Raw genomic sequence first — 14984 nt, 5'->3', positions numbered from 1 at the left:
ATGATATTAATAGAGTCTTACAAATATAAAGGTAAGCAAAGTGTCGATTTTTTACCGCATTTTACACTCCACACTTAAAAATTGAACACGGCTTATTATTAGTACCTTTATGGTATAAACATCAACAATGGAGTATCAGGAATGAGTGAACAATATGCCGCCTTGCGTGGGAACGTTAATTTATTGGGGCAATTATTAGGCCAAACAATCAAAGACGCCCAAGGACAAGCGATTTTAGATAAAGTAGAAGAAATTCGAGCTTTAGCTAAGTCATCCCGCACAGGAAACGAGCAAGACCGCCATACCTTAATTAATGTTCTGCATGCTTTAACCGATGAAGAGTTACTGCCAGTGGCACGTGCTTTTAATCACTTTTTGAATCTAGCCAATGTTGCAGAGCAGTTTCATACTATTTCTCGTTTTAATGACGTGGGTTTTTGTCAGCTAAGCCCGTTAACACAAACTTTAAAAGCATTAGCTAGCCACGCACAGCAGGGTAAAATAAATCCCAATGAAATCGCAGAAAGTTTAGCTAAACTGCATATCAATTTAGTTTTAACTGCACACCCAACTGAAGTAACTCGCCGTACAATTATTAACAAACACGTTGAATTAAGTGATTGTTTAGCAGCTCTTGAGCGTACCGATAACCTGCCTTATGAGCGTGAAAATATATTAAACCGTATCGCACAGTTGATCAGCCAAGCATGGCATACAGACGACATCCGTCGTTCACGTCCAACCCCAATTGATGAAGCAAAATGGGGTTTTGCAGTTATCGAAAATAGCCTATGGCATGCCGTTCCGCGTTTTTTACGAGACTTTAATAAAGAAGTAAAAGAGCACCTTGATTTAGAGTTACCAAACGATTACAGCCCCGTTGAATTTACCTCATGGATGGGGGGCGATCGCGATGGCAATCCATTTGTAACAGCATTAGTGACGCAGCAAGTGCTGGATCATGGGCGCTGGATGGCACTGGATTTATACAGTCGCGATATCGACACTTTAAGCACTGAGCTTTCTATGTCACAAGCCAGTGATGAGCTAGTCGAGCTCGCTAGACAAGATTTTGAACCGTATCGTGCGGTATTAAAAGTACTCAAAGCGCAAGTGAGTGAAACCGTTGCTCATCTTGGCGCTAAAATTATGAATAAGCGCACCGATGCACAAGACATCGTCACTGACATTGAGCAGTTAAAGCAGCCGCTTGAGGCATGCTACCGTTCTTTGCTTAAGAGTAACATTGCGGTGGTAGCCAATGGCTTATTATTAGACGTGTTACGTCGTATTAATAGCTTTGGTATTCGTTTAGCTAAACTAGATGTGCGCCAAGACTCATCACGCCACAGTCAGGTATTTTCAGAGCTCACTCGTTATTTAGGTTTAGGTGATTACGACCAATGGCAAGAAGAAGATAAGCAGGCATTTTTATTAGCCGAGCTTAACTCTCGTCGCCCGCTTATTCCTAAACATTGGCAACCAAGCGCTGATGTAAAAGAAGTCCTCGACACCTTTGATGTAATCGCCAAGCAAGATGCGTCGACGTTTGGTTTATATATTATTTCAATGGCACGCACAGCCTCTGATGTATTAGCAGTACAACTGCTATTAAAAGAAAGTGGTTGTAGTTTTAAACTGCCTGTTGCGCCATTATTTGAAACCTTAGATGACTTAAATGCAGGCAGCGATGTTATTACTCAATTGCTAGATAATAACTGGTATCGAGGCCAAGCTGAGGGCATACAGAATGTTATGATAGGTTACTCAGATTCAGCCAAAGATGCTGGGATGATGGCTGCCGGGTGGGCGCAATACGAGGCAATGGATAAGCTTGTACAATTGGCAGAGCAACGTGGTATTGAGCTGATATTATTCCATGGCCGTGGTGGTACTGTTGGCCGTGGTGGCGCACCTGCTGCGCAAGCCTTGCGTTCACAGCCACCAGGTTCACTCAAAGGTGGCCTGCGTGTTACCGAACAAGGGGAGATGATCCGCTTTAAGTTTGGCCTACCTAATGTGGCGCTGGAAAGTCTAAACATCTATGCCGGTGCTGTGCTTGAAAGTAATTTGTTACCACCACCAGAGCCAAAAGATGAATGGCGTGATGTAATGGCGTTGATCAGTGAAAAGTCATGTGAGCATTACCGTAATGTAGTGCGTTTTGATGAAGACTTTGTGCCGTACTTTAGAATGGCAACACCAGAGCAGGAACTATCAAAATTACCGCTTGGTTCGCGTCCAGCAAAGCGTAATCCCAATGGTGGTGTTGAAAGCCTGCGAGCTATTCCGTGGATTTTTGCTTGGAGTCAAAATCGCTTAATGCTACCAGCATGGCTTGGGGCACTAACTGGTTTACAAGCTGCACTTGAAAAACACGGCATAGACACCCTTAATGAGATGAGTCAACGCTGGCCGTTTTTCAGAGCCCGTCTAGAAATGCTTGAAATGGTATTCAGTAAAGCGGACTGTTGGTTAAGTGCGCATTACGACGACGCTTTAGTTGAAGAGCAATACAAACCACTAGGTGAAAAACTGCGTAAAGAGCTCAAGCAGGCTATTTCACTGGTACAATCGTTAAGTCCACAGCAAAGTTTGCTTGCCGATCAACCTTGGATAAAAGAGTCTATTGGTTTGCGCAACCCGTATACGGATCCATTGAATGTGCTTCAAGTTGAGTTGTTAAAACGTTCGCGCGAAGCGGCAGAAGGCAGCTCTGGTGACATTGATAACGCGTTAATGATTACTATGACTGGGATTGCCGCAGGTATGCGTAATACCGGTTGATTATCCAATAATTAAGTGTGGACTTCTTTGCTGTGTTTAGCAGCGAGAGGTCCATTAATTAGTTAATTGAGCACTAACAGTGCGCTGTGCTGGTAAGGTTTGGCGCATATATTACCAAGTAAGTTATATTTATCCGCATTAAACATCTTATTTAATCTTAGTTCAGCTTAGATGTATTGAATACAGTTACTTCCTATCGTTAAGCTGTTTCAGGTTATAACTTAGTTACAACAAGGTATTTTTTGGTATCATTTTAGCAAAAAAAACCATCCTTTATTCTGTATTAACGCTCTGGTCAGACCTGATTTGCTACTAGATATTGACTGTCTGTTTTTTTTATCTAGAATGTCGGCTGTTTTGCCATAATGGTAAGTGTATTAATAATTGAGTAGTAATATGTCAAATGTGTCTACTTGCATCACGTATGATGCATCTACGTCATTAATAATGATGACGCTAAGAGGGACGGCAAGTGCACAGGATGTGATGAACTTTTATCAAATCGCGCAGCAGTACGTATCTATTTACGGCAGTAATAAGTTACTCGTTGATGTGTCTGAATTAACGCATAAATTTCCGGCAAGTGAACTGCTGACTATTATGCCAGCAGTATCTCAGTGGTTAGCTAGTTGCTTTATTGCTCGCGTCGTTAGTTTTGATGGTTTTATGCACGATTTGTTTTTGCAAAAAGCACAACGCTTTGATATAAAGGCAGAAAACTTTGATTGTTTTAACAGCGCGAAAAATTGGTTAGTAAATCAACCTAGCATTTAAGCGTTGAACCTTCTAAACTAGTTAGCCATTAAATCATAAAACTAGTCTATGTCTTCATTAACGCCTACAGTAAGTACTCAAACTAGCTGCGTTTTTAGCTTCAGTGAAAAACAACAGCAGCAGTTATATCTTCACGTAAAACAGCACAAGGGTATTTTAAATACCGCTGATATTACAGCTTTGTGCGCGCAATATAAGCAACCTGTCGAGGTTATACTGCGTGCCTGTTTACCTATTGCTGCAAAATTTGCAGTTGTGCCTATTTCACATTTTTTTGTTGGGGCAATTGTAGTTGGCTACGATAAACATGGTGAGCAACATTTTTATTTTGGGGCGAATGTTGAATTTGCACAACAAGCATTAAGCTTAGTGGTTCATGCTGAACAATCGGCAATTAACAACGCTTGGCTCAATGGCGCGAAAAAAATAGCTAAAATTGCTATCAGTGATGCGCCATGTGGTTATTGTCGTCAATTTATGAATGAGTTGGCTGATGCGCAGAGCTTTGATATTTTATTACCGCAGCAGCAATTCAAGCTGGCTGATTTGCTCCCTCACTCATTTGGCCCGCAAGATTTAGGTAATTCTTATAGTTTGTTTAACCCTGCTCCACAACAGCATGAATTTGTTGTAACTGATGAACTGGATAAAACGTTGCTAAGTTATGCGTTGGCTGCATATGTACCTTACTCTGAAAATTACAGCGCAGTGAAAATTAGTACTTTCGAAAATGGCAATTTTTATGGTTGTTATGCGGAAAATGCCGCGTATAGCCCGAGCTTATCACCACTGCAAAGTGCGGTGAGTCAATTGCATTTAGCCGGTTTGGCAATGACTAAAGATGTTGTCAAAGGGATTGAGTTACTACAAACGCAGGGCAAGGGAAATCAGTTGAGTGTCAGTCAAGCAGTACTGGCAAGTTACACCGAATTGCCAGTACTACAAAGTATAAGTTTAAATATTAAGCCAACAGCAATTTAGCGGCTTCTAGTACCACGGCGACTGATTTTTTCTCAATCTCGCCGTGATCTACATTGGGGATTTCTTGGCGAGTACGATTAACCAACACACCAGCTACACAGGCTGCTTTTAGCCCCAGTGCTGCACACATTGTAAATAAGGTTGCTGATTCCATTTCATAGTTCATCACGCCCAGCTTTTGCCATTCTTCACAGCTACCTTGAAATGCTTTTGGTACATAACCCGAGTAAGTGTCGTAACGTTCTTGACCTGGGTAAAAAGTATCGCTTGATGCAGTAATACCAATATGAAAATCAATGCCTAAATTACCGCACGCATTTACCATCGCTTGTGTGGCGAAAAAGTCAGACACCGCAGGGTAGTTCAATGGCGCAAAATGTTGGCTCGCACCATCTAAACGCACAGATGCTTGGCTGATTAAAATATCACCTTCATTAATATGAGGTTGAATAGCGCCAGTTGTGCCAATTCGTAAGAATGTTTCAACTCCCAATTGCGCCAGCTCTTCTACTGCAATGGAGGTTGAAGGACCACCAATACCGGTTGAGCAAATAACCACAGAGTTACCGTTAAGTTGACCTAAGTAAGCATGAAATTCTCGGGTTTGGACGAGGCAAGTTGGGTTTTCGAGAAAAGTTGAAATACGTGCTGCACGATCTGGATCGCCCGGTACAATTGCAAGTTTTGCACCGTGTAGATCGTCGCGGGTGAGTCCTAAGTGAAATACCTTTTCCATAGCGGGGCCTTATTTATAACTTTTGTTCTAACGTCAGTTAATAACGCTAATTTATAAAGAGTTGTTGTCAATTTAGCATAATTACTACAATGCATTGCCTTGTACAGGACGGATGTCCGTTATCAAATTTATTCATTCTCTTTGAATATTCAAGCAACTGACTTTAATTTGTGTCATCGCCGGTAGTTGACTTGTATTCATAGACACTATATCAATCCTACTAGGCACTCTATTTTAGTTTATACGTTGTTGGACGAATAAGTATAACCAATTGTTATTATAGAGATTTATATAGTTATTTAAAATGTAGCTAAAGCGGCGAGAGTAATAAAATTGCGAGTGAAAATCGGCGCGTGAATCTTTTATTAATTTTATTTTCAACAACGCTCTTTTGCATAACTACGCAAAAGCACACAGTAAGGAATTGCAATGAGCACACAATGGCACACATTTAAAAGTAAAGTTGAGCACTGTTTATGTCCGCCGGGCGATGGCGTTTTTACGGTTAATACTGCAAAAGAACGTAAAGCGGCGCTGCGTATGAAACTGTATGGACAAGAAGATAATGTCGATACGCTATGGCGTGTATCACTCGATACACTTAGTCAAAGTGAGCATAAAGCGGTGACTTTAGGCATTAGCTCTGACTGTGGTGGTGGCATTTTACGCGGCGCCAACTGGGGGCCGTTGTTTTTACGTTCAGCATTGATTGATCAGCAGCCTCAGGCAAAGTCGTTTGATTTAGGTGATGTAAGGGTTATTCCACATTTATTGCATGATAAATATTTAAACGACGCGACTATCAGTAATTGCCAACAGGCATTATATGATAATCCAAGCAGTGAGTATTATGTCAGCCCGTTGTCTATCACTGAAGATGTATGCGATAGCTTTTATGCAACGTTTACTGATAAAGGCATTTTTGGTATTGGTGGTGATCATTCAATTAGTTACCCGTTAACTAAAGCGTATTTGAAGGCAAAGCGTGCGCAAGGTAAACGCACTGCGATTATTCACTTTGATGCGCATACCGATTTACTCGTTGAGCGTTTAGGTATCGATTTATGTTTTGGCTCGTGGTGCACGCATATTTTAGAGTTTTTACCTGCACCACATCATCTGATCCAATTTGGTATTCGTTCAAGCGGTAAGCCAAAAGAACACTGGGAATCTACCTTTGGCGTTAAACAACATTGGGCCCATGAGATCATCGAACGAGGCGCGCCGGCAATTGCCGCAGAAGTAATTGCTCAGCTTAAAGCTGATAATGTTGATGAACTCTACGTCAGCTTTGATATTGACGCCCTCGATGAAGAGTTTGCATCAGCAACAGGCACACCCGAAGGGAACGGTTTAACGCCGCAGCATGCTTTGGATATCTTGGTTGCTTTGGCTGATGAATTTCCGATCACTGGCGCTGATATGATGGAAATTGCCCCATTTACTGACAGTTCACTGATTGGTCAATCGAGTTCAGATACAACGCTTAGAGAAGGTGCAAAAATTTCAGCATTTTTAATTAATGCCATGAACCGCGCATAGTCAATAACAGTTAATATAAGCAGCATGCTGAGGCATGCTGCTTTTTTAATTCACAAATCAGCTATTTGCCGTTATATTTAATTTACATCAAGAGAGGCTTAAAATAATAATCGGTGGGGTAAGAGTGGCTAAGTGGTGTTATTTTTTATTAATAATCTTAAGTAGTCAAACTGTAGCTAAATTAAACATAGTTACAGAAAACTTTCCGCCTGCTCAATATATTGATGAAAATGAACAGCTTGTTGGCTATATCGCTGATAAAGTTCAAATGGTGTTAGCTTCTTCAACACTCGATTATACAATTTCAGTGCATAGTTGGAGTACTGCATTTAATATGGTACTGCGCGATCCGCAAACGTGCATTTTTTCTATGGCGCGCTCAACTTCTCGTGAAAAGCAATTTATTTGGATTGCAGAATTAGCACAGTTGAACACTTATCTTTATGCTTTGAATTCGAAAAGCATCGTTATCGATTCCCTAGAGCAAGCAAAGCAATACCGAATTGCGGTATTAAAAGATAATTACAGCCATCACTTTTTATTATCACAGGGCTTTGAAGAAGGTGTAAATCTAATGCTGATGAATAGTTTTGATAATATTTTTAAAATAGTTCAAAGCCGTCAAAGCACTATCGATATCGTCGTATTACCTGAACAACGCGTTAAATTTGAACAGTCTAAAAGGCAGGTTACTGACAAGTTAACACCAATTTTAAGACTCAAGATCACGCAACCAGCACTGTATTTTGCTTGTAACAAAGCGCTAGATAAGCCAACTCAAACCAAACTCAGCAACGCATTCAACGCGTATCAGTAAGCTTTTATTGTTGGTAATGTACTGATATTTAATTACTTTTAATATTAATTAAATTTAAATTGCCCAACCTTTAAAAGAGGTTATAATCCAGCTGCTTTTGCTTATAAAAGCGCTTATTTTTGGAGTTATAAATGGGTGACTTAATCGGGATTGGTTTATTAATCTTGATCAGTGCGTTATTTGCTATGTCGGAAATCGCCATCGCAGCATCACGTAAAATTAAATTAAGAGTCATGGCGGACGAAGGCAATGCTAAAGCGGCTGCAGTATTAAAGCTGCAAGAGCAACCCGGTGCTTTTTTTGCCATGATCCAAATTGCCCTTAATGCAATTGCTATTTTAGGCGGTATAGTGGGCGAACAAGCGCTTTCACCTTATGTTGAAAGTGTACTTGTGTTGTTTTATCAAGGACCGTTACTTGCGCAAATTAGCTTTTTACTGTCGTTTTTGACAATTACTTCATTGTTTATTTTATTTGCTGATTTATTACCAAAACGCTTAGCTATGATCCTGCCAGAGGCTGTTGCGGTTCGCGTAGTCACGATTATGCGTTGGGTAACGTATGCATTAACACCGTTGGTATTGTTTTTTAATGGTGTAACTAATATTGTTTTACGCTTATTCAATGTGCCGGCAGAGCGTGAAGACATTGTAACTACCGAAGACATAGTCGCAATGATGGATGCAGGCGCAGAATATGGTAGCTTACAACAACAAGAATATGATTTAATTGGTAATGTATTTGATTTAGAAGCGCGCTTTTTATCGAGTGTAATGTCACCTAGAGATCAAATAGTCTACTTTGATATTAACGAAGCCAGCGATGGTATTTCGGGCAAAATCATTGATCATCCACATAATCATTTTTTGGTATGCAATGGCAATTTAGATAAATTAATTGGCTCAGTTGAATCAAAAGATATTCTTCGCCAAGTGCTCAAAGGCGATGCAGCGAATATTAACGACGAAATGCTCGAAAAAGAGATTTTTTATCTACCAGAAACACTGAGTTTGTCAGAGGCATTAAATGCCTTTAAAGGCGCAGCAAAACCCTTCGCTGTGGTGGTAAATGAATACGCACTTGTCGTGGGAATTGTGACAGTTAAAGATCTGATGAAAGGCTTTATGGGAGATTTGATCACCCATAATGGTGATGAATTAATTATCGCACGTGATGCAAATTCATGGTTAGTTGATGGTTTAACCCCAGCCGTTGAGTTGGCAAAAGTACTCGGTGTGGATGAATTTCCAGATCAAATGCATTATGAAACTGTTGCCGGATTTTTAATTTATACCATGAAGCGAATTCCTAAACGAGCAGAATATATTCAATACGCAGGTTTTAAATTTGAAGTTGTGGATGTTGAAGGGATCCGAGTTGAACAGTTATTGGTGTCTAAAATACTACCGGTAGAACCAGCCTTATAATAAACGTGAGGCGCTATGCGCCTCATTATTTATTCAAAAGCGCCTTTTATTATTGCAAAGCCGTGCTCAACCATATGAATGCCATTACTCCATACATGTTGTGGCGCTAAAGTGTTGCTATCAAGTAAAACTAAGTCGGCGTCTGAGCCTTTGCTAATAGTGCCTTTTTTAATCCCCAGTACATTAGCGGGATTAGTGGTTATGGCCATTAATGCGTGCTCTATACTCACCTCATATTGACGTATAGCTTGTTGGAAAGCACCTAACAGAGATGCTTCTTTACCAATTTCAAGCCCGAGCAAATTAAATTGCTCGTCAAATATTGGCAGGCTGGCATGGCCATCTGAACTCATAGTCAATTGTGTTGGCTTAACATTGTGTGTTAAACAGTAAGCTAACGCTTGCGCGGCAGCATATTCGCCATGGGCAAGATCATACTCAGTTGTGCTGGTGGTAAAATCAATTGTACCGCCGGCTTCACAAAATAAAATCCCAGCGTCAAGCAGCGCTTTATTTCTATTCATGTGTGTTGGATAAAACTGACTCAATGAAATATCAGTATTTTTATCAACCTCATGCAGAATCGCTAAGTGACTATTAACGGGGCCGACATGAATGCTCACGGTGCCTTTTTTTGCGCTTAGCATGCCGGCGACTTTTGCTTCTGCTGCCAGCTCTGCGAGTTGTTGAACGGTGGGTTGGCTGCTACGGTGATCTGAAATCGCCACTTCGCCTACGCCAATAAACTCGTCAATATACATTAGGTCATTTGTAATACTACCCGTCAGTGTTTTAGCGGGTAAGTGATAAGAGCCAGTATGGCAAAATACATTAAGACCAAGCTCTTTTAAGCCTTTCGCTTTAGCAACTAAGTTGGTTAGTGTGCGACTGCTTGAGTCAGTGCCCAGCGCTGCAATAACGGTTGTAATACCTGCTAAGGTGGCATCAGTTAAGTTCATTTCTGGCGTTCGACTAGTAAAACCTGCTTCGCCGCCACCGCCTGTAATATGGACCAGAGAGTCAACAAAGCCTGGTACTAGAATGTTTCCTCGGCCATCGATAATCTTTACTTCGGTATTACTTTCTAGTTTGATCTCGGTTCGAAAATCAATCACTTTAGAACCAGCGATGAGTACATCCATCTGCCCTTGAGGGCTTGGAGTATAAAGGTTTGCACCTCGAATTAATGTCAACATAGTGAAGTCTTTTTATTGATAATTGATAAAATAAGCAAGAAATATGAAGCCGCTTGCTAAAGTAAATAATGCTAAAGTGAAACGCCAAATAAAGGCTGCCCATTCGCTCCAATCAAGCTTTACAATACCTAAGCAACCGATCAAGCTGGCTGAGGTTGGAATGAATATATTCGTTAAGCCATCGCCAAACTGAAAAGCTAATACCACAATTTGTCGTGAGACATTGAGTAAATCGCCTAATGGAGACATCAGTGGCATAGTGATAGCGGCTTGGCCGGACCCTGAAGAAACAAAAAAGTTAAACACACTTTGAAATAATAACATTCCCCATGCCGCAACAAAGTCTGGTACCGCAGCGATACTACTAGCACTATGATAAAGTAATGTATTTAAGGTTGACGGTGCATTTAAATCACTGCCGCCAAGTAATAATACCACCCCTTTGGCAAGAGCGACTAACATAGCTGCGGGCAACAATTCTTGTGCACCATGTTTAAATGCATCTGCACTTTGGTTGGCTGTTTGTTTATTAAAAATACTGGCTATAAAAGCACTGATCACACCAATACAAAAAAACTGTGCTGCGAGCTCTGGAATATAGTATTGGCGCGCCATCACACCCCACACAACCCAAGTAATACCCGTTATAAAAGTAATCAAGATAAGTTTATCGGCGATATCTAATTTTATATCAGTATGGGAGTCGCTTTGCGCGGTGTTAATGGTTCTGATCGAGTTGGCATAACGTATAGTAAAAAATAAACCAAATAGTGTAAACACAACCCATGCGATCATTCTAAAGCCAGCACCAGAAAAAACTGGTATTTCAGCAATAGATTGTGCAATTGCAATACTAAAAGGATTCATCCAAGACGTTGCAAAGCCAATTTGTGTGGCAACATACGTAGTTAAAACCGTTACTTTGGCATCATAGCCGAGCTGTTTCATGATCGGTAGTAAGACAATACAAAAGGCAATGGCTTCTTCGCCCATACCAAATACTGCGCCACCTAACGAAAATAACACAAATAATAATGGTAGAAACAGCCATTCAACTCGCTGAGTTTTATTGATAAGCGCCATAATACCGTTATTAATTGCGCCTGTTTTCATAATGATACCGAACGCGCCGCCGGTAATTAATATAAATGCCATGACACCGATGGTTGCGCCGTACTTGTCACCCGATACTAAACCTTCAAACAACACATTTGCCAGGCCAATTTCACCGCCTTCAGCAAACAGCGGCGTTTGCTCGCTTACAGCCACTGTTTGGTATTGAGAAAGTTCAACACTGTGGCTATCTTTTTGGGCGTTAAACATCCCAGGAGTAATAAACAAGGTTGCCAAGTAGGCAATTAATGCAACTGATAACAAGATGATACTTGCATCAGGCATAGTAAATTGTTTGTTTTTCATAATTTCACTTTTCGCAAAGAAATAGGTTGCTTAGACTAAGCCGCACACCTGCTTATTTTAACACGAAGTTTATTTGAATAAGTGACCTTACTCTACAAAGCAAAGCCACTTAGTACAATTTGGATGGTGTTACGCACAGCGACTAGTGCTGCGCGTATAATTTTTAGAAACGATAGCTGACACTAAATGTATAACGCGCGCCATAAGCATTATGGTTTATAGAATCAAAACCACGACTTGAGCCGTATAGCTGTGGCGGCTCTTTGTCAAAAATATTATCAATGCGCGCTCTTAAGGTAAGGGCTTTATTTACGTAGTAACCTGCAGATAAATCCCATACGAGCCAATCGTCAACTTGATGATTACCTTGTGAGTCAAGTTTACCTAAACTTTCCAGTTCATCAATTTCACGGCCTCGAAGTCCTTCAATGTCATCATCATAGCTGCTGGTGTAATTTGCGCCAAGGTTCAGGTAGTAGCTTTGAGCTTCCCAATCGATTGACATGCGACCGATGTTTTCAGGGTAGCGATACGTGCCAACTAACTTTTCAATTGCATCAGACCCTGGTTTACTGCGCTCAAATTCAAGATAGTGCGTGCCATCAAATGCAAAAGTTAAATCGCCACCTGAAAGCCTAAAACGGTGATCAAACTTAATATCAATCCCTGCTAATGTTTGTGTGCCGGTATTTTCAAGTGGGATAACATGGTCACGAAATAATGGTAAAAATAGCTCATCATCACGTGGGTTAAACTCGGTAATATAGTTATCTAAAATTTCATTTAGATTGGCACCATCTTGCTCGATACTTAAACCACTATTGTCATAGACACCACATAACCTATTATCGTAAGAAATACCTTGTTGACCTTCTGGGACAATACCGCAATGGCGTAGTGATGCATCAGTAATGGCACGATCTAGCACCGCAGTCATATTAGTATCAATCACTTCTTCGTGATCAAACTGCCAGTAATCAACGGTTAGGTTAGTATCAGCGCTTGGGCTCCAAGCAAAACCAACACTAATAGCTTCTGATTCTTCTGCTTTAAGATTTTTATTTCCAAGCTCGAGTGAGTTAACACTTACCTCTGTTCCTTGGCCCATACAATAAAGATCAGATACTGCTTGGTTAGCACCGCAATCGAAGGTTGATTGAGTGGTTCTTAATTTAACACCAGCTTGCGTAAGAGAAGGGGCACGGAATGACGTAGACCATGAGCCACGTAACACTAACGAGTCGTTAGGACGATAGCTTAAGCCTATTTTTGGATTAAAGGTGCCGCCAAAATCGTCATAATGATCGTAACGTCCTGCCGCCTGTAGCTCAACTTGATCGGTCAATGATACACTTATTTCTGCGAACGCCGCGTATTGAGTGCGATCAGCCTCTGATAAGCTCGAGCCAAAACCAAATACATCCACTAAGTAGCGGTTTTCAGGGCGTGCTTGCGAGTCAAGTGATGGAATGTCAGTTAATTCTTCACGGCGAGCTTCAACTCCAAATGATGCATAAGCGGGTAAATCATTAAAGGTGAATAGCTCACCGTTAAAGTTTGCATCCCAGCCGTATACGGTGCTTTCGCCACTGCGTGTTGGACGTGCCTGTGCCGTTGCTAAAACCGCATCGTTGGCGGCATCGCCTTGCACAAATGGATTATAAAATGGCAGTAAATCGCCTGATACACAGTTAAGGTTCGCGCCGTCGTAGTTTGCTAATGTACCGTCTGAGCATAGTTCACCAGTAATGGCGGCATGAAATTGATAGCGATTGTAAATACCATCAATGGCTTCTTGCTCAGAGCTTGAGCGAGAAAAGGTTACGCCTGACTCCCAGCTCCAGTCACCAACATCACCTGCAAGGCTACTCACTAAGCGGAAGTTTTTAGTTTCTACTTCGACAGTACGTGGGGCATTAAAACGCGCATCAAAGCCAAAGCCGTAAACTTCGCGGCCAGCTTGCGTATCAAATTCAAATGGGTCAATAAACACTTGATCCATCAAATCATTACTGCCATCTGCATTATCATAAATGAACAGCGCATCTTCTAAAATGAAAGGACCATCTTCATCATTTATTTGATTAATCGGTGAGGGTGACGAGTACGCTTTTGCCTTTGTTTGGCTATAGAAAAAGTCAGTATGCCAATCAACACCGCCTAAGCTGCTATTGAACATAAAGCCAGTCGATAGACTCTCAAATGGCGTATCCAGATAATCGTCTTGATTTGGGTAATAGGCACAAATGTCTTCACCAAATTCAGTTGTAACTAATTCAGTCTGGCAATTTGGCGCTGGCAATTCATTCCCATCACGCGAGCTGTAATAATAAATATTTGGCGCGTTTTCAAGTTTTGGTAAGTACGAATAACTATTCACCAGTGGTGATGATGCAGTGAAATCTCGATCGGTTGCTTTAAATGCGTTACGGTCAAAAATATCGGCAAAAACCGTTAAGTTACTCTCACCAATTTTTGTACCGTATACTAGGTTAAGTTGTTTTTTACCTTCATCATGACTGTTAAAGCTGTTTGCGTAGGATGCGTTTACTTCAGCGCCTTCAAAGTCATCTTTTAAAATATAGTTAATTACACCTGCTACGGCATCTGCACCGTAAACCGCTGATGCACCGGTTGCAAGAATATCAATGCGCTCGATAGCTGCAAGTGGAATTGAGTTCACATCGACAAAGTTTTCCGTGCCAGCGGCAAATGAACTGGGCGCAACACGACGACCATTAATCAGTGTTAATGTGGCTGATGGGCCCATGCCACGTAGGCTTGCTGCAGATTGTCCCGCAGGTGTTGAGGTGGATGTGCCACCGCTTTCTGAAGTGGAAAAAGTGCCGCTACCACCTTTGAACACGGATAAATCCTTTAGTAATTCGTGAATCGTGTTGGCGCCAGAGCGTTTGATGGCATCTTGGTCTAATACCGTTAGTGGAATCGTTCCTTCAAGATCGACGCCTTTTAAACGTGATCCGGTGACTTCTACTCGTTCAATGTTTTCAGCTTTAGTGTTTTCTTGCGCATACAAAAAAGTTGGGCAAAGCACTGCGCTTATTGCCGTTGCAATTGTTAATTGACGAAACATATTGGTTTACCTTTGTCTTTATTTTAAGCACAGGTGTACTGTACAGTGCTTATTTTTTGATTATTTAGACAGGGCCGTGATCGATAGACACAGTTAGCCCCTCACAGAGAATGTGAGGAAGTGGCTACTCGTCAAACCACTCCGAAAGGTAGTGAGGAGAGTAGAAATATGTACACAGCGATGTTGCGTTTTTAAACATAATTCCAATCCA

The 14984-nt window shown here is 41.2% G+C and carries 10 protein-coding genes; 6 read left to right on the top strand and 4 right to left on the bottom strand.

Annotation, left to right across the window (positions count from 1 at the left end):
• The first annotated feature begins 141 nt into the window (after positions 1 to 141).
• From ppc to cdd, 3 genes are all read left to right on the top strand, one after another.
• Entirely contained in the window at positions 142 to 2787 is a 2646-nt protein-coding gene (ppc, locus tag H5183_RS02000) for a phosphoenolpyruvate carboxylase (RefSeq protein WP_145234425.1), read from the top strand.
• A 396-nt stretch (positions 2788 to 3183) separates the two neighbouring features.
• Positions 3184 to 3561: a hypothetical protein gene (locus H5183_RS01995; RefSeq protein ID WP_145234423.1), complete on the top strand. Its 378-nt coding sequence runs from the start codon at positions 3184 to 3186 to the stop codon at positions 3559 to 3561.
• 48 nt (positions 3562 to 3609) lie between these two features.
• Positions 3610 to 4542 carry a cytidine deaminase gene (gene cdd, locus H5183_RS01990; RefSeq protein WP_182730784.1) on the top strand — a complete coding sequence of 311 codons (933 nt, stop codon included), beginning with the start codon at positions 3610 to 3612 and terminating at the stop codon, positions 4540 to 4542.
• On the opposite strand, the gene udp is transcribed toward cdd, so the two are convergent.
• The gene (udp, locus tag H5183_RS01985; protein WP_149979966.1) at positions 4523 to 5278 is read right to left on the bottom strand and encodes a uridine phosphorylase; all 756 of its coding nucleotides are present in this window, start codon (positions 5276 to 5278) and stop codon (positions 4523 to 4525) included. The genes cdd and udp overlap by 20 nt on opposite strands.
• Positions 5279 to 5707: 429 nt before the next feature.
• Here udp and H5183_RS01980 point away from each other — a divergent pair, with 429 nt between their 5' ends.
• The 3 genes from H5183_RS01980 (at position 5708) to H5183_RS01970 (ending at position 9064) form a co-directional block, all read left to right on the top strand.
• Positions 5708 to 6820, top strand: a complete 1113-nt coding sequence (locus H5183_RS01980) for an arginase family protein (protein ID WP_182730783.1) — start codon at positions 5708 to 5710, stop codon at positions 6818 to 6820.
• Between the two features lie 124 nt (positions 6821 to 6944).
• On the top strand, positions 6945 to 7637 hold the full coding sequence (locus H5183_RS01975; protein WP_145234415.1) for an ABC transporter substrate-binding protein: 693 nt from the start codon (positions 6945 to 6947) through the stop codon (positions 7635 to 7637).
• Positions 7638 to 7768: 131 nt separating this feature from the next.
• Entirely contained in the window at positions 7769 to 9064 is a 1296-nt protein-coding gene (locus H5183_RS01970; protein WP_145234413.1) for a hemolysin family protein, read from the top strand.
• A 29-nt stretch (positions 9065 to 9093) separates the two neighbouring features.
• Here the strand turns inward: H5183_RS01970 and iadA are convergent, their stop codons facing one another.
• From iadA to H5183_RS01955, 3 genes are all read right to left on the bottom strand, one after another.
• The gene (gene iadA, locus H5183_RS01965) at positions 9094 to 10260 is read right to left on the bottom strand and encodes a beta-aspartyl-peptidase (RefSeq protein WP_182730782.1); all 1167 of its coding nucleotides are present in this window, start codon (positions 10258 to 10260) and stop codon (positions 9094 to 9096) included.
• Between the two features lie 12 nt (positions 10261 to 10272).
• Complete coding sequence (yfcC, locus tag H5183_RS01960) at positions 10273 to 11679, bottom strand: putative basic amino acid antiporter YfcC (protein WP_182730781.1); 1407 nt, start codon at positions 11677 to 11679, stop codon at positions 10273 to 10275.
• A gap of 163 nt (positions 11680 to 11842) precedes the next feature.
• On the bottom strand, positions 11843 to 14773 hold the full coding sequence (locus tag H5183_RS01955) for a TonB-dependent receptor domain-containing protein (RefSeq protein ID WP_182730780.1): 2931 nt from the start codon (positions 14771 to 14773) through the stop codon (positions 11843 to 11845).
• Between the last annotated feature and the right edge of the window lie 211 nt (positions 14774 to 14984).

It is taken from the genome of Pseudoalteromonas sp. SR44-8 (genome assembly GCF_014163635.1).
GTDB lineage: Bacteria > Pseudomonadota > Gammaproteobacteria > Enterobacterales > Alteromonadaceae > Pseudoalteromonas > Pseudoalteromonas rhizosphaerae.
Note: the sequence above shows the minus strand (reverse complement) of the source record. Positions and strands in the feature narration are given on the sequence as shown.